This window comes from Pseudomonas sp. HD57-3, assembly GCF_056113135.1.
This window is the reverse complement of sequence record NZ_CM148568.1, coordinates 5,619,256-5,643,893: the sequence shown is the minus strand read 5'-3', so window position 1 is coordinate 5,643,893 and position 24,638 is coordinate 5,619,256. Positions and strand designations below refer to the sequence as shown.

Sequence of the window (24,638 nt, the reverse complement as noted above, 5' to 3'; positions counted from 1 at the left end):
CCCCCCGGAGCCTGTCATGAGCCTCTTGATCCGCAGCTGCGCCGCCCTGTTGCTGACCCTCAGCCTGCCCTTGGCCGCCGCCCCGATGCACAGCCAATTCCTGCCGCCCGACGATCTGACCCTGCGCGATGCCGAACCCGAGCAGCAGCAACTGTTGCAGGTCACCGATTATTCCGTGGTCGTGGGGGCCCAGCGCCAGTCCAATCAGCAGCCGATCCCGGTCACCTCGCCATTGATGATCCGCCTCAAGGGCAAATCCCTGAACAAGGGCGCGACGATCAATCAGGTGCTGGTCAACTTCGATGGCGAAAGCAAAAGCCTGAAAAAGCCGGTGTATGACGACAAGAGCAAGACCCTGACACTCTTTTATCCGCTCGCCCAGTACCGGGTGGTGATCGATCTGTTGCGCAATGACACCGTGTATTGCCAGTTCCTGACTTACGCCAACGGCCACATCTGGGCCGATTTGCACACCGGCAGCACGCGCTCGCGTTGAGCCTTGTGCCTGCGCAGGGGTAAACTGCCCGCCCCGTGAAATGTCTGCGAGCTGGAGTCGGCAATGCGTAAAGATAAGAAGCAAGTGATTGGTGACGAGATCGGCGATGAGCAGATCAAGCTGTTTCTCGATTTTGAGCCGGTCGACGCCACCTCGCCGTCGCTGCACAAACTGGTCAAGGCCTACCGTGGCCTGCGCATCGACGATTTCGAGCGTTTCCTGACGTTTTTCGTTGCAGCCGGTTATGACGTGGATGGTAAAGACGAGCACGGCAAGACCTTCGTCGACCAGATCCGCGATCAGCGCAACGCGCCGGAGTACATCGAGCTGATCGAGAAAGCACGCGGCTGATAGCCCGAAGTTTTCCACAGGCATAAAAAAACGCCCCGCACTCATCGAGTGCGGGGCGTTTTTCATGGAGCCGAATCAGGCGTAGCTTTCGGTCTCGTTGCTGGCTTCAACCAGTTCCAGCGCGACGTTGTTCTGCGTGTTGATCTTGCGATACAACGCAGCGTCGGTTTCCAGGACCTTTTCACGGGCCGGGAAGATTTCTGCCAGTTTGGCAGCCCATTCACCCTTGGCCTTGGCCGGGAAGCACTTCTCGATCAGTTCCAGCATGATCGAGACGGTCACCGAAGCGCCTGGCGAAGCGCCGAGCAGGGCGGCGATGGAGCCGTCCTTCGCAGCGACCAGTTCGGTACCGAACTGCAGGATGCCGCCTTTTTTCGGGTCTTTCTTGATGATCTGTACCCGTTGGCCGGCCACTTCCAGGCGCCAGTCTTCGGCTTTCGCCTCGGGGTAGAAACGGCGCAGAGATTCCAGGCGCTGTTCCATCGACTGCATCACTTCGCTGACCAGGTACTTGGTCAGGTCCATGTTGTTTTTCGCCACGGCCAGCATCGGGCCGATGTTGCCGGCGCGAACCGACAGCGGCAGGTCCATGAAGGAGCCGTGCTTGAGGAACTTGGTGGTGAAACCGGCGTATGGCCCGAACAGCAGGGATTTCTTGCCGTCGACCACGCGGGTGTCCAGGTGCGGCACGGACATCGGTGGCGAACCCACGGCGGCCTGGCTGTAAACCTTGGCCTGGTGATGCTTGACCACTTCCGGGTTGTCGCAACGCAGCCACTGGCCGCTGATCGGGAAGCCACCGAAGCCTTTGCTTTCTTCGATACCCGAGGCTTGCAGCAGCGGCAGGGCCGCGCCACCGGCGCCGAGGAATACGAATTTGGCGTCGACTTCACGGCTGCTGCCGCTGTTGACGTCCTTGATGCTGACGGTCCAGCCGTTGCCATTACGCTTGAGGCCGGTCACGCGCTTGCAGTACTTGACCTGGGCATCGGGTGCGCTGGTCAGGTGCTTGAGCAACTGATTGGTCAGGGCGCCGAAGTTGACGTCGGTGCCGTTGATCACGCGGGTGGCGGCGAGCACCTGGTCTTTCGGACGACCCGGCATCATCAATGGCATCCACTCGGCCATCTTCGCCTTGTCTTCGGTGTATTCCATGTCGGCGAAGGCGTGGTGCTTGTGCAGCACGTTGAAGCGTTCCTTGAGGAACGAAACGCCTTTTTCGCCTTCGACGTAGCTCAGGTGCGGCACCGGGCTGATGAAGGATTTGCACGAGCCGAACGTGCCCTTCTTGGTCAGGTACGACCAGAACTGCTTCGACACCTCGAACTGGGTGTTGATGTGCACGGCTTTCTTGATGTCGACGGTGCCGTCGGCAGCCTGTGGCGTGTAGTTCAGCTCGCACAGGCCGGCGTGGCCGGTACCGGCGTTGTTCCAGGGGTTGGAACTCTCCGCGGCACCGGAATCCATCAGCTCGACGACTTCCAGCTTGATCGCCGGGTCGAGCTCTTTGAGCAGTACTGCGAGGGTGGCACTCATGATGCCGGCCCCAACCAGAACTACGTCGACTGCTTCGTTATGCGCCATTTAACGCGTCTCCAAAATCTGCAGCACCAAATTGTCGGCATGGCTGCCAGGCGTCCAGGGCAGGTCAGTTGAGCCCCGGGTATCCTTGGTCAGGTGTGCCATGTCCGAATCTTCGCAATTTTTCGCAACTTCGACGGATGCGTGCGGCCTGGCTTCAAGAGTCCTATGAACTCATTTCGGCACGGGGCTGGCAATTCGACTTATGGTCGAGACATCCGTTTGTGCAACCAAATCCGTAGCGGACAGGCTTCAGGCTCCGGTATTCGAGGCGTTCCCGTTCCTGTGTCGTTGGGCTGTTTCAGACGCTAATGGTGCATGTTCAGACGCAAAACTATTCATTTGCTCGCCACACTCTTGTGAAGTTGTGAAAACCCGTTTTTTTCACGCTCTTTTGAAGACGTGAACCTCAAAAAGGGCTGTCCGGGGCTGGCACCGTGCCCGAGGGGGCAAACAACTCAGTGGCCGAGCGTCATGACAGCTCTGCAGATTCGCGAAAAGCGGGATTTGCCAGGGAAACAGCAAGCACGCCAGCTTCACTCGATCTGTGTGGGCGGCTCTCTGTGGGCGATTTGGATGCCAATGCAAGCGCATTGACGCTGTTGCGGGGCCCGATCAGGAGACGTCCTTATAATCGGGGGGAGATTGTATCGAAGAAATGCGGGGAGTTGGTCGAGTTTAATGACTTTTATTAGGCATCCGGTCAGATGCTCAACATCGCCTGAGCACGTGCGCGTGGGCGCTGCTGTTCGACCCGGGCGCTGGCGGGCAGTGGCTGGTGCAGCCAGTTGAGGCGGATTTCCTCGATTTCCACCCAGCCGTCACCCATCGGTTGCAGGCTGCATTGCTTGAAGGCCTGGCAATGGCCGTTGCGGTCGAGCAGGGCGAAGCTGCGGTGCAGCGGGCGTGGGGCGAACAACGAGATCAGATAGCGCATGGCAGTGCTCCTTTTGGGGATCTGTGAGCAAGATTGTCAAAAGGCCGTGACGCGAACGTGTATGGGGAGTGAAGAATGTGTGACAGGAACCGCTGGCGGCGGGTTTTGTCTGACATTTCAGTGCTGGTGACCCACAGTGGCCCACCGCTATACTGCCGGCCTGTCTGTGCCTGATTCTGGAGAGAAGAGCATGTTGCAACGCCTGTTGTTCGGTTTGATCACTGTGACCAGTTTGACCCTGGTTGGCTGCGCCCACAGCCCGCAACAACTGAGCCCGGAACCGAAGCTGACCACTCAGCTGGCACCGGTCGGCCATGGTCAGCCTGTCGTGGTCCGCGTGGTCGACGGTCGTCCGTCGCCAACTCTCGGCACCCGTGGCGGCCTGTACCCGGAAACCAGCGCCATCACCGTGCAGCGCGAGCAGATCCTGCCGAAGCTGCAGGCCCAGGCTGAAGCCGCCGTGCGTCTGCTCGGGTTCACCCCGACCAACAACGCCCCCAATGCACCGCAGTTGACCGTGACGTTGGCCGAACTGAAATACCAGTCGCCCAAAGAAGGCATGTACGTGACCGAAGCCACCATCGGCGCGACCTTCCGCTCCGACGTGCAGAACGCTAACCGTCGCTACAGCGGCCGTTACGGTGCCTCGCTGGACCAGCGTTTCGGCATGGCGCCGAACCAGGAAACCAACACCAAACTGGTCAGCGATGTGCTGAGCGATGCGCTGACCCGTCTGTTCAAGGATCCGACCGTGGGTCAGGTCCTCGCCGAGTAAGTGTCCGGTTGATGTGAAAAAGCCCGGGGCCAGTGATGGCTCCGGGCTTTCTCGTTCAGGCGGCCTGTGAATAGAAGTCGAGAACGCTGACACCAGTCAGCAAATCAGTCTCGGGCAAATCCGCATGCTGGTGCCCGCCGAGGGCGCAATACACCAGCCAGTGGCGGTCCTGAACATTGAAGGCCAGGCTGCCGACGAGGATCTGCTGTTCGTCGGACGGGGAGATGAGGTACAGGCGATCCTGGTTTTCAGCGTGAAGCATGTCGCGTTCCGTGTCGGTTTCGAGGCGCGCAGGGTGACTGAAACAAATGACGATGCCGTGACACAGGACAGCCATCGGTCGATTGACGGGTTATTTGTCGCAAAGGCTAGGGCAGTGGGGGAGGGTTTCGGTAGAATCCGCGCCGCGGTCGTCGGTCTGGCGTTCGCCATACCCGGTTTAGATTGAGGTCTGTGATGTCGCTGCACTTGATGACGCTGTTTACCGCCCATCCCGCCAAACTGATCAACCTGCTGGCCCTGCTGTTGGCCTTCCCCGGCAGTTGGCTGCTGCACGCGACCCGTCGCCGTGAACAACGGGCGATGGCCAGTATCGCGGCCCAGCGTCAGAGTCAGCCGAATCAGGAGCCGGTGCTCGATTGGGCGACCCTGCGCATGAATCGCTTCTTCTACCGCTTCGGTTTTGCCTGTCTGGGCCTGGCGTTGCTGGTGTCCTGGATCAGTACCCGCTTCTGAACGAAAAACGGCGCCCGAAGGCGCCGTTCTTGTATCTGGCCGACACCGCTTACAGCGGCAAACCAGCCTTGACCCGGTACTGATTGCGTACCGGCGTCGCATATTGCAGCACCAGATACGGACGATGCTCCTCGGGGCAGGCGTCCAGACGGTTCTGCCATTCTTCCTGGGCCTTGGCCAGTTCCTCGGCACCGAACACGTCGGCAGCCTTCGGCACGTTCAATTGCGGATCGGCATCGGCCCACTGCGCGTACGCCAGGTAATGCACCGGGAACAACCGGTAGCCGCCGAGAATCTGCTTGTCCATCTCGACCGCCAATTGCTTGGTGTCTTCGAACAGCTCGGTGATCGGCGCGGCGAAGTTCACGTGCACCCGGCCCTTGTAGCCGGTGATGCCCTTGGCGATGCTCACGTCATCCTCGCCCGGCGCCTTGCTGTAGGTGCCGGTGGTGGCGCGGATGTACAGCTCGCGGGCCTTGGCCTGGTCGCATGGGTCGTATTCGTAGCTGATCGACACCGGGGTCAGGTTCAGCGACTGAATGACCTCGCCGAACGGCTCGTCCTTGCGGCTCATGTGGAACATCTTGAGGATCGCCGACTCGGTACGGTCGTCACCGTCCTTCGCGCGGCCTTCGGCCTGGGCGATCCAGATTGAGGCGCAGTCGTTGCGGATCGAGTGGTTGATGTACGCCGACAGCAATTGATAGGCGGCCATTTTCTCGCGACGCCCGGTGATCGAGCGATGAACGATGAAGCTCTTGTTCAAGCGCATCAGATCGCTGACGAACGGCTTTTGCAGCAGGTTGTCGCCAATCGCGATGCGCGGCGTCGGCAGGCCGGCGTGGTACACGGCGTAGTTGACGAAGGCCGGGTCCATCACGATGTCGCGGTGGTTGGCGATGAACAGATAGGCGCTGCCGGACTTGAATTGCTCGACACCGGTGTAGGTCACGCCGTCGGTGGCGCGCTCGATGGTGTGGTCGACGTAGAACTCGACCTTGTCCTGCAAAGTGGCCACGGAGGTCACGTCGGCAAACTCACGACGCAGCCGATGGGCTATAAGTGGTTTGAGCATCCAGCCGAAGGCACCGGCAAAACGCGGGAAGCGGAAGTGGGTGAGGATATCTAGAAACGCCTTGTCGCCGAGCAGTCGCGCCAGTACCGCAGGTACTTCGCTGTCGTCGTAAGGTCGGATGGCATCGAATTCGCCCATCATGCTCTCTTGTTGGAAACGGCTAGGGTAAGTAAAGGTTTTGATCGAAAACCAACGGGGCACGGTCTGAAAAAGTAGCCAGACAAAAATAGCCCTGCAAATAGACCGGCGATTATACGCACAAGTCACCCGGGAGACCGCGATGCTGGAAAGCGCAGTATATGAATGTCCGTATTGTGGTGAAGAGGTCGAGACGACCGTGGATCTCTCCGCTGGCGACCAGACCTATATTGAAGACTGTCAGGTGTGCTGTCGGCCGATCACCTTTGTGTTGCAGGTCCACGGAGAGGACTGGTTTCTGGAAGTCTTCCACGAAAACGATTGAGGCGCGCTCATGCAGCGAATCTACGAGCCGGAAAACCTGATGGAAGGCGAAATGCTCAAGGGCATGCTCGCCAGCGAGGGCATCGAGGCGCATCTGGTCGGGCGCGATCTGCTGGGCGGCACGGGCGAGTTGCCGATCTTCGGTCTGCTGGGCCTGTCGGTCGATAACGACCAGGCCGAATACGCCCGCGAGTTGATCAGTGCGTACAATGCCGCGCTGCCGCTGCCCGGCGATGAACCGGACAGCTATCCCGGGACGCTGGTCTGTTAGGCTGGCGTTCGTTTTATTTGTGAGTCGTGCTGCCCCATGTGTGGACGTTATGCCCTGTTTCGCTGGAACCGCGATTTCGCGAACCTGCCAGGTTTTCCTGCCGATCAGCAGGCGCAGTGGAACATTTCCCCCAACGATTCGGTGTTGATGCTGCGCGCCGAACCCGACGGCCAGCGCACGCTGGCCCGTGCCCGTTGGGGGCTGACACCGCCGTGGCTGACCGACATGTCGCGCACGCCGGCCCACGCCCGGGCCGAAACCGTCGCCGAACAGCCGATGTTCCGTGAAGCCCTGCGCCTGCGCCGCTGCCTGCTGCCGGCCAACGGTTTCTACGAATGGCGCGGCAACGTGCGCAAACGCCCGTACTGGCTGACGCCGGGGGAAGGTGCTTCGTTGTTTTTTGCGGCGATCTGGGAAGCGTATCCGGTGCAGGAGCAGGTGTGGCTGAGCACGGCGGTGATCACTCAGTCGGCGGCCAGTCAGCGCCGGCCGTTGATTCTCGATGAGGCGGGGCAGGCGGCGTGGCTTGATCCTGAAACGCCGTTGCATGTCCTGCAGGGTTTGCTCGCCAGCGAACCCGCCGCCTTGCGCGAGCGGGTGCTGGCGAATCTGGTCAATGATCCGAAGCTCAACGGGCCGGAGTGCCTGACTCCGGCCTGATCGGTCAGACCTTGAACTGATTGATCAACCGCCGCTGTTGCTCCGCCAGTTTGGTCAAATCGGCACTCGCCGAACTCGATTCATCCGCACCACCCGCCACCTCATTGGCCACCTGACCGATATTGATCACGTTACGGTTGATGTCGTCGGCCACCGCGCTCTGTTCCTCGGCGGCGCTGGCGATCTGGGTGTTCATGTCGTTGATCACCGATACCGCCTGAGTAATGGTCTCCAGCGCTTCGGCTGCCTTGGCCGCGTGCTGCACGCTTTCGTCGGTGCGGTTCTGGCTGTCCTCCATGACCCGCACCACATCGCGGGTGCCCTGTTGCAGTTGCTGGATCATGCTCTGGATTTCTTCGGTGGCCTTCTGGGTTTTCTGCGCCAGGTTGCGCACCTCGTCGGCCACCACCGCAAAACCACGTCCTTGTTCACCAGCGCGGGCCGCTTCGATCGCCGCGTTGAGGGCCAGCAGGTTGGTCTGCTCGGCGATCCCGCGAATGGCGATGAGGATCGCGTTGATGTTTTCGCTGTCCTTGGCCAGGGTCTGCACCACGTCCACGGCCTTGCCGATTTCCACGGCCAGCACGCCGATCGAATTCGACGTATCGCGCACGATTTGCATGCCCTGGCTTGCCGCCTGATCAGCGTGGCTGGCGGCTTGTGCAGCCTGGGTCGCGTTACGCGCCACGTCTTGCGCGGTGGCGGTCATTTCCTGCACGGCGGTGGCGACCTGATCAATCTCGGCCATTTGTTTCTGAATGCCGATATTGGTGCGGATTGCGATGTCCGCGGTGTGCTCCGAGGAATCGCTGACGCTCTGTACCGACGACACCACCTGCGTGATCATCCCCTGCAGTTTGGCGAGGAAGGTATTGAAGCCTTTGGCGATTGAACCGAGTTCGTCTTTGCGGTCACTGGTCAAACGACGGGTCAGGTCACCTTCGCCCTGGGCAATGTCATCGAGCATGGTCACCATTTGTTTGAGCGGGCGGGCGATGCCGTGGCCCACCAGCCAGATCACCAGCAGGCCGAGGCCGGCAATGATCAGACCGACCATGGCCATGCCGAAGGTGTCGGATTTGCGCTGGGCGTCGAGGTCGCCTTGGAGCTTTTGCAGGTCAGCCATTACCGCGTCGAGCGGCAGTTGCAGCATCAGCGTCCAACGCGCGTCGGTCTGGCCGATGCCGAACGGCAGGTACAACTCGATCCGGCCTTGCTCTTTATTGACGGTGTAAGTCACTTCGCCGCGCTTGAGATTGGCCATGTTGGAGATCTGTTGCGCGTCGAGAATGTCGCTGACTTTCTCGCCGAATTTGCTCGGATCCTTGGTGTAGGCGACGATCCGGCCATTGCCGCCGATCAGGGCCATTTGCCCGGCGCCGCTGTACAGTTTCTGGTTGGCGCCCAGGAGCATTTCCTGGATGAAGTTCACCGACAGGTCGGCGCCGACGATGCCCTGGAAGGCGCCGTTGAGCATGATCGGTTCAATAAAGGAGGCGAGCATGACGATCTTGTCGCCGACCTTGTACGGGGCGGGATCGATCACGCAGGATTTCTTGGTTTCTTTCGAGCACAGGTAGTACTCGCTGGCGCGCACGCCGGTGGACAGGACTTTCTGGTCGTCGACGTCTACCAGTTTGTCCAGGCCCAGGGTGCCGTCGTCGTTGCGGAACCACCACGGCAGGAAACGTCCGTTGGCGGCGTCGATGCCGACCACACTGGTGCCGACGTAGGCCGAATCGTTGTGGTCGAGTGCGTTCTTTTCCCAACCGATGTAGGTGCCGAGAATCTTCGGGTTCTTCTCGACGTTTTCCTTGATCAGGCTGATCAGTTGCTCACGGCTGACGGTCAGTCGCGGCTGACCATCGGCGGCCGGCGTGCCGAGCAGGGCGTTGACGCGTACCAGTCCGCCGGCAATCAGCAACGGTGCTTCCAGTTCGCGCTGGATCTGGCTGACCTGGGTCTGTGCCAGCGACGTCAGGCGCTGTTCGATGACTTGCTCGAACTGGGCCTGGGTCCGTTGCTGGACCATTTCCTGTGTGCGGGCACCGGAGAACAGCGCGTACAGCACCAGCGCGGCGACTACGCTGAGTACGATGGCGCCGGCCAGGGCGGCCACGGAAAACTGGATCGACTTGAACTTCATGGGAGCTCCGCACGCGAGAGGACGTCTGCGCTGCTGTATCGGCAGCCACTATTGCGCCATGAGGTGCGGAGCAAGTAATTGCAGTCGGATGTCGCAAATGGATCAGTGCGCGACGCAGTTGCAGCGGGCGCGGCGGTGGATGTGAATTTTTTCCTGCAGGGCTGGCGTACGTGTTCTGAAAACAGGTGCAACACGTCCGTTGTATCTGGCGTCGATACAATTACCCGCCTAGGATACGCGGCAGGTTTTCAGGGAGCTTTTGAATGAACAAGACATTGGTTGTAAGTGCACTGAGCGCGGCGCTGTTGCTGGCCGGTTGTCAGTCGGTCAACACCACCAGCGGCGGTGCCGTGGGCGTGGAGCGCAAGCAGTACATGTTCAGCATGCTGTCCTCGCAAGAGGTCGACCAGATGTATGCCCAGTCCTATCAGAAGACCGTGGGCGAGGCGTCCAGCAAAGGCGTGCTGGACAAGACCAGCAATGACGCCAAACGCATTCAGGCCATCGCCAACCGGCTGATCGCCCAGGCACCGAATTTCCGTCCGGATTCGGCGCAGTGGAAATGGGAAGTGAACCTGATCAAGAGCGACGAGCTCAACGCCAACTGCGGTCCTGGCGGCAAGATCATTTTCTACACCGGGCTGATCGACAGCCTGAAACTCACCGACGATGAAATCGCCGCGGTCATGGGCCATGAAATCGCTCACGCCTTGCGCGAGCACGGACGTGAAGCCATGTCCAAGGCCTATGGCATCGAAATGGCCAAGCAGGGCGCCGGTGCGTTGCTCGGCCTGGGGCAGGACAGCCTGGCGCTGGCCGACACCGTGGCCAACTACGGCATGACGCTGCCCAACAGCCGCGCCAACGAGAACGAGGCCGACCTGATCGGTCTGGAACTCGCCGCGCGTGCCGGGTACAACCCGAACGCCGCCATCACTCTGTGGGAGAAGATGAGCAAGGCCTCTGAAGGCGCGCCGCCGGAGTTCATGAGCACTCACCCGTCTTCCAGCAGCCGCACGGCTGCGTTGCAGGCGGCGATTCCGAAGGTCATGCCGCTTTACGAGAAAGCGCCCAAGTCCTGAAGCCATGATCGCTCCCGCACTCGGTGCGGGAGCGATCTGCCGGATCAAACCCAGCCGCTGCTCTGCATCGCCTTGTACACCGCGACGATCGCCAGGATCAGGAACGCCGAGGCGGCCAGTCGACGGATCAGGGTCAGCGGCAGTTTCTCTGCTGCGAAATTCCCCGCCAGTACCACCGGCACGTTGGCGATCAGCATGCCCGCCGTCGTACCGATGATTACCAGCCACAGCTCCGGGTATTGCGCCGCCAGCATTACGGTAGCGATCTGGGTCTTGTCACCGATTTCCGCGAGGAAGAACGCAATCAGCGTGGTCAGGAATGGCCCGAACTTGCGGGCGGTGCTGGCTTCATCGTCGTCCATCTTGTCCGGCACCAGCGTCCACAGGGCGGTGGCGGCGAAGCTCGCGGCGAGAATCCAGTGCAGGACCGAATCGGAGAAGAAGCTGCCGAACCAGGCGCCGACCGCACCGGCTGCCGCGTGGTTGGCCAGGGTCGCAGCCACGATACCGGCAATGATTGGCCAGGGTTTGCGGAAGCGAGCGGCGAGAATCAGCGCGAGCAGTTGCGTCTTGTCGCCGATTTCGGCCAAGGCAACGATTGCGGTGGGAACGAGTAACGAGTCCAGCATCAGGATTTCCTAAGGGGCGGGTCGACACGGCTATGACACGTACAACCTTCCCGCCCCGGGTAAGGTGTGCGTGTCATAGGTCTTGTCAAACCCTGCGATCCGTCTGGTGCGGACGCTTGGGTCGCATACGCCATGATCTGAGGATCAAGTATGTTGACGTATGCCGGACGAGCTTGGCGCTCGTGGGAGACTACTCCCCTAGGACGGAGCGGATTCTGCCTAGGCAGAATCCATTCGGCAAGTGCTAATTTTCAGCCGCGCTTGGCCCGGTAAATCCGGAAACCATTGCCTTCGGCCTTGATCGCGCAGACCCCGAGATGCTCTTCGATCAGCGGCTGATACTTGAGGAAGCTGTTGGCAACCAGGCGAAGTTCGCCACCGTTTTTCAGATGTTTTGCCGCTTTTCGCAGCAAGTTCTCGGTAGCGAAATAATCGGTGTGCACGCCGACATGGAACGGTGGGTTGCTCAGAATTGCGTTCAAACCCATCGGCGCGGCGTCGATGCCGTCACCGGTCAATACTTCGGCTTCCAGACCGTTGGCCGCCAGGGTCAGACGGCTGCTGGCGGCAGCGAAGGCATCAACGTCGAGCAACGTGACCTGATTGTGCGGGTAACGACGCTTGACCGCCGCACCGAGTACGCCGGCGCCGCAACCGAAGTCCAGCAGATGACCGCTCGGCAGTTTGTCCAGGTGCTCCAGCAGCAGGGCGCTGCCGCGATCCAGTCGGCCATGGCTGAACACGCCCGGCAGGCTGATGACTTTCAACGGGCCTTCGGCCAGCGGCAGTTCGTAAGTCTGCGCCAGGCTTTCCAGCGGTTTGGCTTCCGGCGCGTTGGCCACGGTCACTTGCCACAACTGGCAATGGCGCGCGCTGTCGAGCTTGCGCGGCTTGCCGAACGGGTTGAGTTGCTTGGATGCGCCTTCGATACCACTGCGTTTCTCCCCGACCAGATACACCTCACGCCCGGCCAGACGCGAAGCCACGGCATTGAGGATGTAATCGGTCAGATCCTTGGCCTTGGGCAGGAACACCACGGCGTTGGTGAATTCGCGTTCCGGCACGTTCACGCCAAAATGGCTGCGGCCTTCGAAGCGCGCATCGAGCGCGGCCTGATCGCCGGCGTGCCAGCACCAGCCAAACGCATCGGGCAGACGCCCCAGCAGATCATCGGCAGGTAAACCGGCCAGCAACACCGAACCCTGGAATAACTCGGCCTGACGAAGCAGTACTTCACTGCGCGGATCCATAACTGCTCCTGTGAAAAAAAGTGCCGCAGTTTATCAACTGACGACCCGCAGCGCCTTACCGCTGTAGAACGCCTGGGTGTTTTCGACCAGTTGGCCAACGATCCGCTGCCGCGCTTCGCGGCTGCCCCAGGCGTTGTGCGGGGTGACGATCAGGCGCGGGATGTCGGCGGCGAGCAGCGGATTGCCGTGGGTCGGTGGTTCGACGCTCAGTACATCGGTGGCCGCGCCGCCCAGATGACCGCTGCGCAAGGCGTCGGCCAGGGCCTGTTCGTCGATCAGCCCGCCCCGGGCGGTGTTGACCACGAACGCGCCGGGTTTCATCGAGGCGAGTTCGCGAGCACCGATGAAATGCCGGGTGTGTTCGTTGAGCGGGCAGTGCAGGGTGAGGGCGTCGATCTGTGGCAACAGTTCTTCCAGCGGCAATCGATCCGGACGGGCCGGGCGCCCCGGAATCTGCCCCAGCAGCACGCGCATGCCGAAGGCTTCGGCCAGACGCGCGACCGCGCCGCCGAGTTCGCCGTGTCCAAGCAAGCCAAGGGTTTTGCCTTCCAGTTCGACAATCGGGTAATCCAGCAGGCAGAACTGTTTCGCCTGCTGCCAGCGGCCTTCGCCGACGGCTTTTTGATAATCGGCCAGGCGCGTGGCGAGGTTGAGCAGCAGCATGATCGTGTGCTGCGCCACCGACGGCGTGCCGTAACCCTGGCAGTTGCACACCGTGATGCCGTGGGCGCGGGCGGCGGCCAGATCGACGTTGTTGGTGCCGGTGGCGGTGATCAAGATCAGTTTCAACTGAGGGTTGGCGGCCATGGCGGCGGCGTCGATCAGGATCTTGTTGCTGATCGCCACGGTCGCCCCTTGCAGGCGTTCGCTCACTTGCGCAGGCAACGTCTGGGCGAACAGTTGCAGATCGCTGAAGCAGTCACGCAAAGGGCTCAGATCGAGATCGCCAAGATCCAGCGACGGGTGATCGAGGAATACGGCGCGGTGGGCGTTCGTCATCAACTGTACCTGTTGTGCTTTGAAGGGAAGGCGTAATCTGCCGAGCCTACCAGATGAAACAACTCGTTACGCTTGGCCGAAAGGAGCCCCCATGTACTGGACCGAATTCTTGACCGTTGCCCTGATTCACCTGCTGGCCGTCGCCAGCCCCGGTCCTGATTTCGCCGTGGTGGTGCGCGAAAGCGTGACCCACGGGCGACGCGCGGGGACTTGGACCGCGTTGGGCGTGGGCACGGCGATTTTCCTGCACGTCGGTTATTCGCTGCTGGGGATCGGCCTGATCGTTTCCCAATCGATTGTGCTGTTCAACGCCCTGAAATGGGCGGCGGCCGCGTACCTGCTGTACATCGGCTTCAAGGCCCTGCGTGCGCAACCGGCGAAAACCGTGACCGATGATCTGCACAAAGAAGCCGGCGAACGCACCGCCCGTGGCGCCTTCACCTCGGGTTTCGTGACTAACGGCCTGAACCCGAAAGCCACGCTGTTCTTCCTGTCGCTGTTCACCGTGGTGATCAACCCGCACACCCCGCTGGCAGTCCAGGCCGGTTACGGCATTTATCTCGCCGTCGCGACCGCCACCTGGTTCTGCCTGGTGGCCATGCTGTTCAGCCAGCAGCGCGTGCGCGCCGGTTTCGCCCGCATGGGCCACTGGTTCGACCGCACCATGGGCGCGGTGCTGATCGCCATCGGCGTGAAACTCGCGTTCACCGAGATGCATTGATCGAGCGAAGCTGATTCAGGGCGTTGAGGTACTCCCGGGGATTGTCCCCGAGCAAACGGCGAAACATCGCGCTGAACGCCCGCGCGCTGCCGTAACCCAGATCCCGCGCCACGCTCTGCACGCTGTCCCCGGCGAGCAGGCGGGGCAGGGCTTCCATCAGGCGCAGTTGCTGGCGCCAGGCATTGAAATTCATCTTCAGTTGTTGCTGGAACAGCCGCGCCAACGTGCGTGAGCTGGCGCCGACCTGCTGCGCCCAGTCTTCCAGGGTGTTGGGATGATCCGGCGTGCGTAACAGCGCCAGGCAAATGCCTTGCAGGCGCCGGTCAGTGGGCATCGGGATGTGCAGCGGCAGATTTTCGAGGCTGGCGAGTTCTTCCAGCATCAGTTGCTGGATCAGCGGATTGTCGGCATGCGGCGGGCCCTGCACCGCACGCAGGATCAGTTCGCGCAGCAATGGCGTGACCGCCAGCACACAACAGTTGCGCAGGCTGGCCGGCGCCAGTTCGGGGGCGATGAACAGTGAACGCATCTGCACATCGCCGGACATGAAAATCTCGTGGGCGACTTCGGGCGGAATCCACACCGCCCGACTCGGCGGAAGCACCCAGGCACCTTGCGCCGTCACCAGCCGCATCACTCCGCTCACGGCATAAAGCAATTGCGCCTCGCGGTGCAGGTGCAGCGGCTGGTGCGAGCCGTCCAGATAGTCCCGGGGATAGGCACTGACCGGTCCGTGTTCGAAATGGCTGATCAACATGTCGGATTCGATGACTTGGTTGGCATAAATGCGCTTTCCGGTCACCTTAGCATGAGCGCTCACTACAACGTAAAGCGTGCCGTCATGAACCAGTCCAGAAACGTCATTCGCTACATCAACGCCGCCCATGTGATCGATCACATGTTCATGCTGATTTTCCCCGCCGCCGTGCTTGGCATGACCCAGGCTTTCGCCCTCGACTACGCCGCGCTGATCGGCCTGTCGCTGGGCGGCTTCATCGCGTTCGGCGCGTGTTCGCTACCGGCCGGCTGGCTGGGGGATCACTGGAGCCGGCGGCAAATGATGCTGGTGTTTTTCTTCGGCATCGGTGCCTCGGCAATCTTCACCGGTCTCAGTAACAGCCCGACGATGCTGGTCATCGGCCTGACCCTGATCGGCATTTTCGCCGCGATCTATCACCCGGTCGGCACGGCGATGCTGGTGGCCTATGCGCAGAATCGCGGGCGCGAGATCGGTATCAACGGCATGTGGGGCAACCTCGGGGTCGCGTTCTCCGCGCTGATCACCGGGCTGCTGGTGGCGCAGTTCGGCTGGCGCTCGGCGTTTCTGATACCCGGTGCCGTGGCAATCGTGCTGGGGATCGGTTTTGCCTTGCAGGTGCACGAGGAGCCGATCCCCAAGCGCCCGCACACCGCGCTCAAAGGCGCAGGCGGCCAGCGTATTTCGATGGTCATGGTGTTCGGCGTGTTGGCTCTGGCCACGGCCACCGGGGGGGTGGTGTTCAACGCCACCACCATGACCTACCCAAAATTGTTTCAGGACCGCTTGCATGATCTGTTCGCCTCGCCGCAAACCCTCGGTGTGGTGGTCAGTCTGGCTTACGCCTTCGGTGCGATTGCGCAGTTGAGCATCGGCCGGGTGTTGCACCGCGCCAGCCTGAAGTGGCCGTTTATCGCGCTGACGTTGTGCCAGGCGCCGTTGCTGTTCGCCCTGGCTTATGTCGATGGCTGGGCGGTGATCGCCGTCGGGGCGGCGTTCATGTTCGTGGTGTTCGGCCAGGTGACGGTGAACGATTCGATGGTCGCCAACTTCGTTGCGCCGCAATGGCAGTCGCGGGTGTTTGCCTTGCGTTACTGTTTATCGTTCGGTGCCAGTGCGACGGCGATTCCGCTGATTTCTTATGTCGAACCGCGCCATGGCTTTGTGGGGCTTTACCTGATTCTCGCGGGTTTTGGCGCTTTGACTTTCCTCGCTGCGGTGGTTTTCCCACGTACGCCTTCCGAAGCGGCTGTAGGGCAAACGGCCTGATCGGTGACGAATACCGGCAAATGCTGGCGCAAAGCTAGCATTTGTACGGCTCTGCAAATCATTCCTTTGGCTGATTTGGCTGACGTATAAGGGTTCTAGAGTACGAAACTCCAAAGCCAACACCGTGCAGTCAGAAAAGGGATTCTTATGTTGCAGACTCGCGTTATTCCGCCCGCCGAAGGGGCGTACCAGTATCCACTGCTGATTAAACGGCTGCTGATGTCGGGCGCCCGTTACGAGAAAACCCGCGAGATCATCTATCGTGACCAGCTGCGCTACAGCTACCCGACGCTGATCGAACGGGTCGCGCGGCTGGCCAACGTGCTGACGGCGGCCGGCGTCAAGGCCGGTGACACCGTGGCGGTGATGGACTGGGACAGCCATCGCTACCTGGAGTGCATGTTTGCGATCCCGATGATCGGCGCGGTGATTCACACGATCAATGTGCGCCTGTCGCCGGAGCAGATCCTCTACACCATGAACCACGCCGAGGACCGCTTTGTGCTGGTCAACAGCGAGTTTGTCGGGCTGTACCAGGCCATCGCGCCGCACCTGACCACGGTGGAGAAAACCCTGCTGCTGACCGATCTGCCGGAAAAAACCGCCGATCTGCCGAATCTGGTAGGCGAGTACGAGCAACTGCTGGCGGCCGCGAGTCCGCAGCACGACTTCCAGGATTTCGACGAGAACTCGGTCGCCACCACGTTCTACACCACGGGCACCACCGGCAACCCGAAAGGCGTGTACTTCACCCATCGGCAATTGGTGCTGCACACCATGGGCGTGTCGACCATCATGGGCGCCATCGACAGCGTGCGGCTGCTGGGCACCAACGACGTGTACATGCCGATCACCCCGATGTTCCATGTGCATGCGTGGGGCCTGCCGTATGTGGCGACCATGCTCGGGCTCAAGCAGGTTTATCCGGGGCGTTACGACCCGGAATTCCTGGTCGAGCTGTGGCGCAAGGAAAAGGTCACGTTCTCCCATTGTGTGCCGACCATCCTGCAGATGGTGCTCAACGCCAAGGGCGCGCAAGGCACCGATTTCGGCGGCTGGAAAATCGTCATCGGCGGCAGTGCGCTCAATCGCACGCTGTATGAAACGGCCAAGAGCAAGGGCATTCAACTGACGGCCGCGTATGGCATGTCGGAAACCGGGCCACTGGTTTCGTGCGCGCATCTGAACGATGAATTGATGGCGGGCACCGAAGACGAGCGCACCACCTACCGGATCAAGGCCGGCGTGCCTGGGCCACTGGTCGAAGCGGCGATCGTCGACACCGAGGGCAATTTCCTCCCGGCCGATGGCGAGACCCAGGGCGAGCTGGTGCTGCGCGCACCATGGCTGACCGAGGGTTATTTCAACGAGCCGCAAAAGGGCGCCGAGCTGTGGGCCGGCGGCTGGCTGCACACCGGCGATGTCGCCACGCTGGACAGCATGGGCGTGATCGACATCCGCGACCGGATCAAGGATGTGATCAAGACCGGCGGTGAGTGGATCTCTTCACTGGACCTCGAAGACCTGATCAGTCGTCATGTCGCGGTACGTGAAGTAGCAGTGGTGGGCATCGCCGATCCGCAGTGGGGCGAGCGTCCGTTTGCCTTGCTGGTGGTCCGCGAAGGGCACGCCATCGGGGCGCGCGAGCTCAAGGAACACCTCAAGCCGTTCGTTGAACTGGGGCACTTGAGCAAGTGGGCGATTCCGAGCCAGATCGCGCTTGTTACTGAAATTCCCAAGACCAGTGTCGGCAAGCTCGACAAGAAGCGCATCCGCCTCGACATCACCGAATGGCAGGCCAACAACAGCACCTTCCTCTCGACGCTCTGAGCGTCCTCTGGCGCGCCGAAAACGGCGCGCCAGACCCACCAAGCAAGCGCTTGGCTTGTGAAATCCGAATTTTCAGCCATCCTTGCCGTGCCGACATGCGTCGGACTGGCGAAAGGACTGTTCCAGAGTGGTTGGCAGCTGCAAATCACACTTTAGAGGGATCAAGCAGTACCACCTGCTGGCTATAGTCCGCTCAAGGATTTTTAAGAACGGGGCACACGCACAAACGGGGCGATGCAACATTGAAGCGATTTCGGGAAGCCTCTGGCGCCCGGTCCTTCAGGCGTTTTTAAAAGTACTCACTGCCATAACAATAATGCACATGGAGTAGCGTCGATGACCTCAGTAAACCAGTTCTGGCGCCGGGCAAAGCTGCCTCTGGCCGTCAGTCTTGCTTCTTCGCTCGCCGGGCCCGCATTCGGCGTCAGTTTCAACGTCGGTGAAATCGAAGGCCAGTTCGACTCCTCCCTGTCGATCGGTGCCAGCTGGTCCACCCAGAGCCCGAACAAGAACCTCATCGGCGTCAACAACGGCGGTCACGGTCTGTCCCAGACTTCCGACGACGGCCATGCCAACTTCAAGAGCGGCGAAACCTTCTCGAAGATCTTCAAGGGCATCCATGACCTCGAACTGAAATACGGCGACACCGGCGTGTTCGTCCGTGGCAAGTACTGGTACGACTTCGAACTGAAGGACGAGAGCCGCGAGTTCAAGGACATCAGCGACAGCAACCGCAAGGAAGGCGCCAAGTCCGCCGGCGGTCAGATCCTCGACGCCTTCGTCTACCACAACTACTCGATCGCCGATCAGCCAGGCTCCGTGCGTCTGGGCAAACAGGTGGTGAGCTGGGGTGAAAGTACCTTCATCGGCGGCGGCATCAACTCGATCAACCCGATCGACGTGTCCGCGTTCCGTCGTCCGGGCGCCGAGATCAAGGAAGGCCTGATCCCGGTCAACATGTTCTACGTGTCCCAGAGCCTGACCGAAAACCTGTCCGCCGAAGCCTTCTATCAGCTCGAGTGGGACCAGACCGTCGTCGACAACTGCGGCACCTTCTTCTCCCAGCCGGACATCATTGCCGACGGTTGCACCGACAACCTGCGCGTGCTGAACAAGCGTTCGCAGATCCCGGCCATTGCCTTGGGGCCATTGGCTGCCAACGGCGTCAACGTCAATGAAGAAGGCGTTCTGGTCCAGCGCGGCGGTGATCGCGATGCACGCGACAGCGGCCAGTGGGGCGCGTCCCTCAAGTACATGTTCGAACCGCTCGACACCGAGTTCGGCGCGTACTTCATGAACTACCACAGCCGTGCGCCGATCTTCAGTGCTACCGGCGCACCGCAGTCGGTCTACAACACTGCTGCGTCCTTGCCTGGCCCGTTCGCCGCGTTGGGTCCGTTGCTGGTGGCGGGTAACTCGAAGTATTTCGTCGAGTACCCTGAAGACATCCGCCTGTATGGCCTGAGCTTCTCCACCACCCTGCCTACCGGTACGGCGTGGAGCGGTGAAATCAGCTACCGGCCGAACGCTCCGGTGCAGTTGAACTCCACTGACATCCTGTTCGCCGGTGTGCGTCCACTGGGCGGTGCGCTGACTAATGCTTCGCTGCTGACAGGTGTTCCGGGCCAGGACCTGCACGGCTATCGTCGCAAGGAAATCACCCAGTTCCAGACCACGCTTACGCACTTCTTCGATCAAGTCATGGGCGCCAGCCGTCTGACCCTGGTGGGTGAAGTGGGCGTGACTCATGTCGGCGGCCTGGAAAGCACCTCCGACGTCCGTTACGGCCGTGATCCGGTCTACGGGCCTGGCGAATTGCCGGCCACTGGCACGACCAATACCTGTGCCAACATCCTCAACGCCGGCACCATCAACGGTGCAGGCCCAGGCTCGCCACAGAACAACCGTAGCCGCAACTGCACCAATGGTGGCTTCACCACATCGACTTCGTGGGGTTATCGCGGTCGCGCCATCTGGGAATACAACGACGTGTTCGCCGGCGTGAACCTCAAGCCGAACGTGGCCTGGTCCCACGACGTCAGCGGCTACTCGCCAGGCCCTGGCGGCAACTTCGAGGAAGGTCGCAAGGCGGTGAGCCTGGGCGTCGATGCCGAGTACCAGAACACCTACACCGCGAGCCTGGCCTACACCAACTTCTTCGACGGCAAGTACACCACCGTGGATGACCGCGACTTCGTGGCGCTCAGCTTCGGCGTGAACTTCTAAGCACTGCATTTTCAGGACGAACGAATTTATGAAAATAACAAAAAGTCTGTTCCACGCCGGTGTTCTGGGCCTGTCGCTGCTGGCGACCGGTGTCATGGCGGCGGTGCCCGCCGCCGAAGCGGACAAGCTGGGCAAGAGTCTGACCCCGATGGGCGCGGAAATGGCTGGTAACGCCGACGGCTCGATTCCGGCCTGGAAACCGATGCCGAAGAATGCCGGCACCGTCGACAGCAAAGGCTTCCTGTCCGACCCTTACGCTAGTGAAAAACCGCTGTTCACCATCACCAAGCAGAACGTCGATCAGTACAAGGCCAAGCTTGCGCCGGGTCAGTACGCGATGTTCCAGCGCTACCCTGAAACCTTCAAGATGCCGGTCTATCCGTCCCATCGCGGTGCCACCGTGCCGGACTCGGTATTTGCCGCCATCAAGAAAAACGCCACCACCACGAATCTGGTGCAAGGCGGCAACGGCCTGGAAAACTTCGATACCGCCGTGCCGTTCCCGATTCCGAAAACCGGTGTGGAAGTCATCTGGAACCACATCACCCGCTATCGCGGCGGCAGCGTGACCCGTCTGGTGACCCAGGCCACTCCGCAACCGAACGGCTCGTTCAGCCTGGTGTACTTCCAGGATCAGTTCGTGTTCCGTGACCGGATGAAGGATTACGATCCGGCGAACCCGGGCAACATCCTGTTCTACTTCAAGCAGAAAGTGACCGCGCCGGCACGTCTGGCCGGTGGCGTGCTGCTGGTACACGAGACCCTCGACCAGGTGAAGGAACCGCGTTCGGCGTGGGTCTACAACGCCGGTCAGCGTCGTGTACGTCGCGCACCGCAAGTGTCGTATGACGGCCCGGGTACCGCGGCGGATGGCCTGCGTACTTCCGACAACCTGGACATGTTCAACGGTGCACCGGATCGCTACGACTGGAAACTGGTCGGCAAACAAGAGATGTACATCGCCTCCGATAGCTACAAGCTCGACGATCCGAAGCTCAAGTACGCCGACATCATCAAGGCCGGGCACATCAACCAGGATCTGGCGCGTTATGAACTGCGTCGCGTCTGGCACGTGACCGCGACCCTGAAGGAAGGCCAGCGTCACATCTACGCCAAGCGTGACTTCTTCATCGACGAAGACACCTGGCAAGCGGCCGTGATCGATCACTACGACGGTCGCAACCAGCTGTGGCGCGTGGCGGAAGCTCACGCCCAGGACTACTACAACGTGCAGGTGCCGTGGTACACCCTGGAAACGCTCTACGATCTGCAGTCCGGTCGTTATCTGGCACTGGGCATGAAGAACGAAGAAAGCCGGGCTTATGACTTTGGCTTCACCGCCACCATCAGCGACTTCTCGCCGGCCGCCCTGCGTCAGGACGGCATTCGCTAAGCTCCTGTAAACCGAGGCCGCATCCTCGTGAAAACGCCCCGACAGGTTCGGGGCGTTTTTTTGCCTGTCGCTTTTTCCGTAGCCTTTTTGTAGCCATTTGTAGCAACGACCTTCATAACCGCTCCGTTTAAGGCTAGTCTGCGGGCATCTGCTACGCCGCCAACAGCCATACAAACAAGAGCCGGCCATGACTGATCTGTCCCCACTTCCGGGCCCTGCAAGCGTTGCCGTCGCGGCACTGGACGGACGTTTTTTCCGTCCGCCGCTACCCGACGGCTACGTGCTGCGACCCCGTTTGTGCGAGCGCCTGAGCGCCGGGCTCGGAGGGCGCCTGTTGCTGGTCAGCGCCCCGGCCGGGTTCGGCAAGAGTTCGCTGGCGGTGGAGTTCTGCCAGAGTCTGCCGGCGCACTGGCAAAGCCTGTGGCTGGGCCTGAGTCCGCGAGACAACGATCCGGGGCGGTTTCTCGAGCGACTGCTCGAAGGTTTGCAGGACTACTTCCCGGAACTCGGCAGCCGCGCACTCGGCCTGTTGAAAATGCGCCAGCGTCATCAGCCGTTCGCCTTCGAAGAATGGCTCGACGGTCTGCTCGACGAGTTGGCACTGCAGCTGGAACCGTCTTCGCCGCTGTTGCTGGTGCTGGACGATTATCACCTCGCTCAAGGGCCGGTGCTCGACCGTTGCCTGCAATTTTTCCTCAACCACTTGCCCGATGGTTTGTTGGTCATGGTTACCAGCCGTCAGCGGCCGGACTGGCATCTCGCGCGTCTGCGCTTGTCGCGACAGTTGCTGGAACTGCATGAACAGGATCTGCGCCTGACCCACGACGAAGCGCTGGCCCTGCTTGATCGCCACAGCAGCGCGTTGCGCGGCGAAGCGCTGGAAAGCCTGATCCAGCGCAGCGAAGGTTGGGTGGCCGGGCTGCGCTTCTGGCTGCTGGCTGCCGCCGAGGCCGGCAGTGATGTGGCCTTGCCTCAAGCGTTGAATGGCGGAGAAGGGCTGATCCGTGATTACCTGCTGGAAGAGGTCATCGACTGCCTGCCCGCCGAGGTTCAGGCTTTTCTCTACGAAACCGCGCCGCAAGAACGCTTTTGCAGCGAGTTGTGCGACGCGGTGCGCGAAGCCCATGACAGCGCTGAAATCCTGCGTTTTCTCTCGGCGCACCAGGTGTTTCTGGTGCCGCTCGACGAGCATGGTCACTGGTATCGCTATCACCATTTGTTTTCCGATCTGTTGCGCAGTCGGCCGATGGCGCAGGCCATGGTACCGACCGCCACCCTGCATCTGCGCGCCTGTCGCTGGTTCAATGCCCAGGGCCTGCTGGATGAGGCGGTGGAGCAGGCGTTGCGCGCCGGGCATCTCGATGTCGCGGCGAATCTGGTGCAGAACCTGTCCGAAGAACAGCTGTTGGCCGAGCAGAACGTCGGCATGCTGCTGCGCTGGAAGATGGACCTGCCCGACAGCCTGCTGATCAGCACGCCACGTCTGATCGTGCTGTACAGCTGGGCGTTGGGGCTGGCCTGCCAGCTGGATGCCGCCGAAGAGCTCGCCAGTCACCTGAGCCGCTTCCTGCCGGCACCCTCGGCTACCGCGCAAAAGTCGATGCTCGCTCAATGGCTGGCGCTCAGCGGTATCATCGCTCGAGGTCGTGGGCACCGTGAATTGACACTAAGGTATTGCAGCGAAGCGCTGGAAAGTCTTCCGGCCAAGCGTTACGGCCAGCGTTTGATGTGTCTGTCGACGCTGTCCAACCTGGCCATTGCCGATGGCGATCTGTGGCGTGCGCGTGGCTTGAACCGCGAGTCCCTTGAACTGGCGCAACGGGTCGGCAATCCGTTGTTCGAAGCGTTGGCGCATTACGACCGGGCGCGGGTATTGCAGTCGCGCGGCGAAATCCTGCGCGCGCTGGAAGAAGTGCATCAGGGGCTGGAACGCTTGCGCGGTTTGTCCCCGCAGCGTTTGTACGCGGTACGCGCACGGCTGACGCTGTACGAAGGTTTTCTGTTGGCCATGCGTTTGCAGCCGCAGGCCGCGCGTGCGCGGCTGTTGGCCGGGATCGGTGAGGCGCGCGCGTGTCGTGATATCAGCGTCCTGATCGGCCACTGCGTGGTCGCTCGCCTGGACGGCAGTGGTGGCGAGTTTGCCAAGGCGTTTGCAGAGCTTGCCGAAGCGGAACGGTTGATGCACATCTGGGATGTTCCGCCGATCTACTACCTGGCAATGATCACTCTGGTCAAATGCGAACTCTGGCTTGCCCAGGGGCGTACCGATCTGGCCGAGGCGTGGCTGGCTCGTCTGGGGCAGACCTACACCGGAGAACGTGCCGCCGCACCTCCTGAATTTCATCCGCAGTTGCCCTTGCATGTTGAACTGCAACAGGCACTGCTCGATGTGATTCAGGGGCAGCCGATGCTCGCCGAAGGGCGTTTGAATGTGCTGCATGAAAACGGCCAGCAGACCGGCCGGCAATTGCTCAGCGTGATGGCACTGACGCAGAAAGTGGCATTGCTGCTGGCGGATGAAAGGGAGCCAGAAGCGCGCAAGGCATTGAGTCTGGCGCTGGAGGCAGCGGCGGGTGGGGTCGTGCAGCCGTTCGACGCACTGGTCGACCAGCACCCGGACTGGTTGCGTGGGCAGTTGGTAACGAGCGCCCCGGCTGCGGTCAGTCAGCAACTGCTGGAGCTTCTTCCGCAACCGATTGCTCGTCCGGTCCCGGAACAGGCCGCGACCGAACAACTCAGCAGTCGCGAGTTGGCCGTGTTACGTCTGATCGCCCAGGGCTGTTCGAATCAGGAGATCAGCGAGCAATTGTTCATTTCGTTGCATACCGTGAAGACCCACGCCAGCCATATCAACAGCAAGCTGGGCGTCGAGCGACGAACACAGGCCGTGGCCCGGGCCAAGGAACTGGGGCTGCTGTCCTAGAGCAAGCACAAAAAAACACCCCGCCAAGGCGGGGTGTTTTCATTTGCATCTATCTGTCCATTCAGGAGTC

Annotated in this window: 23 protein-coding genes and 1 riboswitch; of the genes, 14 read left to right on the top strand and 9 right to left on the bottom strand. The window is 61.1% G+C overall.

The genetic code is table 11. The annotated features are described in order from the left end of the window. The first annotated feature begins 16 nt into the window (after positions 1–16). Positions 17–496 carry a hypothetical protein gene (locus tag AC0R79_RS25545; protein WP_007951680.1) on the top strand — a complete coding sequence of 160 codons (480 nt, stop codon included), beginning with the start codon at positions 17–19 and terminating at the stop codon, positions 494–496. Positions 497–559: 63 nt separating this feature from the next. Beyond that, complete coding sequence (locus AC0R79_RS25540) at positions 560–847, top strand: PA4642 family protein (RefSeq protein ID WP_007951679.1); 288 nt, start codon at positions 560–562, stop codon at positions 845–847. A gap of 75 nt (positions 848–922) precedes the next feature. Here the strand turns inward: AC0R79_RS25540 and mqo are convergent, their stop codons facing one another. Together mqo and AC0R79_RS25530 are read right to left on the bottom strand one after the other, a co-directional pair. Beyond that, positions 923–2,431, bottom strand: coding sequence for a malate dehydrogenase (quinone) (gene mqo, locus AC0R79_RS25535; protein WP_474732156.1), 1,509 nt, complete (start codon positions 2,429–2,431; stop codon positions 923–925). A gap of 700 nt (positions 2,432–3,131) precedes the next feature. Continuing rightward, positions 3,132–3,365 (bottom strand): hypothetical protein, encoded by a 234-nt coding sequence (locus tag AC0R79_RS25530; protein ID WP_039766297.1) that lies wholly within the window; start codon positions 3,363–3,365, stop codon positions 3,132–3,134. Positions 3,366–3,555: 190 nt separating this feature from the next. Here AC0R79_RS25530 and AC0R79_RS25525 point away from each other — a divergent pair, with 190 nt between their 5' ends. Beyond that, a complete protein-coding gene (locus tag AC0R79_RS25525) occupies positions 3,556–4,140 on the top strand; it encodes a YajG family lipoprotein (RefSeq protein ID WP_007951676.1) in 585 nt (194 codons plus the stop codon). Positions 4,141–4,195: 55 nt separating this feature from the next. Here the strand turns inward: AC0R79_RS25525 and AC0R79_RS25520 are convergent, their stop codons facing one another. Then, positions 4,196–4,402, bottom strand: coding sequence for a hypothetical protein (locus AC0R79_RS25520; RefSeq protein WP_474732153.1), 207 nt, complete (start codon positions 4,400–4,402; stop codon positions 4,196–4,198). A 194-nt stretch (positions 4,403–4,596) separates the two neighbouring features. Here AC0R79_RS25520 and AC0R79_RS25515 point away from each other — a divergent pair, with 194 nt between their 5' ends. Further along, positions 4,597–4,875 (top strand): hypothetical protein, encoded by a 279-nt coding sequence (locus AC0R79_RS25515; protein ID WP_007951673.1) that lies wholly within the window; start codon positions 4,597–4,599, stop codon positions 4,873–4,875. Positions 4,876–4,924: 49 nt separating this feature from the next. Here the strand turns inward: AC0R79_RS25515 and AC0R79_RS25510 are convergent, their stop codons facing one another. After that, a complete protein-coding gene (locus AC0R79_RS25510; RefSeq protein WP_007951672.1) occupies positions 4,925–6,088 on the bottom strand; it encodes a 1-acyl-sn-glycerol-3-phosphate acyltransferase in 1,164 nt (387 codons plus the stop codon). Between the two features lie 142 nt (positions 6,089–6,230). Between AC0R79_RS25510 and AC0R79_RS25505 the strand changes: the two genes are divergently transcribed. Genes AC0R79_RS25505 through AC0R79_RS25495 form a run of 3 tightly spaced genes read left to right on the top strand, consistent with a single transcriptional unit; the run spans position 6,231 to position 7,343 of the window. Next, on the top strand, positions 6,231–6,413 hold the full coding sequence (locus AC0R79_RS25505; RefSeq protein WP_474732151.1) for a CPXCG motif-containing cysteine-rich protein: 183 nt from the start codon (positions 6,231–6,233) through the stop codon (positions 6,411–6,413). Between the two features lie 9 nt (positions 6,414–6,422). Then, a complete protein-coding gene (locus AC0R79_RS25500; protein WP_011335895.1) occupies positions 6,423–6,683 on the top strand; it encodes a putative signal transducing protein in 261 nt (86 codons plus the stop codon). A 36-nt stretch (positions 6,684–6,719) separates the two neighbouring features. Continuing rightward, entirely contained in the window at positions 6,720–7,343 is a 624-nt protein-coding gene (locus AC0R79_RS25495) for an SOS response-associated peptidase (RefSeq protein WP_127799865.1), read from the top strand. 4 nt (positions 7,344–7,347) lie between these two features. Here the strand turns inward: AC0R79_RS25495 and AC0R79_RS25490 are convergent, their stop codons facing one another. Then, complete coding sequence (locus AC0R79_RS25490) at positions 7,348–9,489, bottom strand: methyl-accepting chemotaxis protein (protein WP_474732146.1); 2,142 nt, start codon at positions 9,487–9,489, stop codon at positions 7,348–7,350. A 263-nt stretch (positions 9,490–9,752) separates the two neighbouring features. Here AC0R79_RS25490 and AC0R79_RS25485 point away from each other — a divergent pair, with 263 nt between their 5' ends. Further along, on the top strand, positions 9,753–10,571 hold the full coding sequence (locus AC0R79_RS25485) for a M48 family metallopeptidase (RefSeq protein WP_007956847.1): 819 nt from the start codon (positions 9,753–9,755) through the stop codon (positions 10,569–10,571). Positions 10,572–10,615: 44 nt separating this feature from the next. On the opposite strand, the gene AC0R79_RS25480 is transcribed toward AC0R79_RS25485, so the two are convergent. The 3 genes from AC0R79_RS25480 to AC0R79_RS25470 all read right to left on the bottom strand — a co-directional run bounded on the left by AC0R79_RS25480 (position 10,616) and on the right by AC0R79_RS25470 (position 13,449). Continuing rightward, positions 10,616–11,200 (bottom strand): TMEM165/GDT1 family protein, encoded by a 585-nt coding sequence (locus AC0R79_RS25480; RefSeq protein WP_007956837.1) that lies wholly within the window; start codon positions 11,198–11,200, stop codon positions 10,616–10,618. 87 nt (positions 11,201–11,287) lie between these two features. Next, a riboswitch (yybP-ykoY riboswitch) is annotated at positions 11,288–11,412 on the bottom strand. Positions 11,413–11,451: 39 nt separating this feature from the next. Further along, positions 11,452–12,450: a class I SAM-dependent methyltransferase gene (locus AC0R79_RS25475; RefSeq protein ID WP_007956835.1), complete on the bottom strand. Its 999-nt coding sequence runs from the start codon at positions 12,448–12,450 to the stop codon at positions 11,452–11,454. 33 nt (positions 12,451–12,483) lie between these two features. Continuing rightward, complete coding sequence (locus AC0R79_RS25470) at positions 12,484–13,449, bottom strand: 2-hydroxyacid dehydrogenase (protein ID WP_273901799.1); 966 nt, start codon at positions 13,447–13,449, stop codon at positions 12,484–12,486. Positions 13,450–13,540: 91 nt separating this feature from the next. Between AC0R79_RS25470 and AC0R79_RS25465 the strand changes: the two genes are divergently transcribed. Then, positions 13,541–14,170 carry a LysE family translocator gene (locus AC0R79_RS25465; RefSeq protein ID WP_085655278.1) on the top strand — a complete coding sequence of 210 codons (630 nt, stop codon included), beginning with the start codon at positions 13,541–13,543 and terminating at the stop codon, positions 14,168–14,170. Here AC0R79_RS25465 and AC0R79_RS25460 read toward each other — a convergent pair. Then, positions 14,154–14,927, bottom strand: coding sequence for an AraC family transcriptional regulator (locus tag AC0R79_RS25460; RefSeq protein WP_474732140.1), 774 nt, complete (start codon positions 14,925–14,927; stop codon positions 14,154–14,156). The two genes, AC0R79_RS25465 and AC0R79_RS25460, sit on opposite strands and share 17 nt — an antisense overlap. An 84-nt stretch (positions 14,928–15,011) precedes the next feature. On the opposite strand from AC0R79_RS25460, the gene AC0R79_RS25455 reads away from it, so the two are divergent. The 5 genes from AC0R79_RS25455 (at position 15,012) to AC0R79_RS25435 (ending at position 24,568) form a co-directional block, all read left to right on the top strand. After that, complete coding sequence (locus AC0R79_RS25455) at positions 15,012–16,196, top strand: MFS transporter (RefSeq protein WP_474732137.1); 1,185 nt, start codon at positions 15,012–15,014, stop codon at positions 16,194–16,196. 147 nt (positions 16,197–16,343) lie between these two features. Continuing rightward, positions 16,344–18,026: a fatty acid--CoA ligase gene (locus AC0R79_RS25450; RefSeq protein WP_474732134.1), complete on the top strand. Its 1,683-nt coding sequence runs from the start codon at positions 16,344–16,346 to the stop codon at positions 18,024–18,026. Between the two features lie 336 nt (positions 18,027–18,362). Next, a complete protein-coding gene (locus AC0R79_RS25445) occupies positions 18,363–20,252 on the top strand; it encodes a DUF1302 domain-containing protein (RefSeq protein ID WP_127799853.1) in 1,890 nt (629 codons plus the stop codon). Between the two features lie 28 nt (positions 20,253–20,280). Further along, entirely contained in the window at positions 20,281–21,645 is a 1,365-nt protein-coding gene (locus tag AC0R79_RS25440; protein ID WP_127799851.1) for a DUF1329 domain-containing protein, read from the top strand. Positions 21,646–21,832: 187 nt separating this feature from the next. Next, positions 21,833–24,568 carry a winged helix-turn-helix domain-containing protein gene (locus tag AC0R79_RS25435; RefSeq protein ID WP_474732130.1) on the top strand — a complete coding sequence of 912 codons (2,736 nt, stop codon included), beginning with the start codon at positions 21,833–21,835 and terminating at the stop codon, positions 24,566–24,568. Positions 24,569–24,638: the final 70 nt, after the last annotated feature.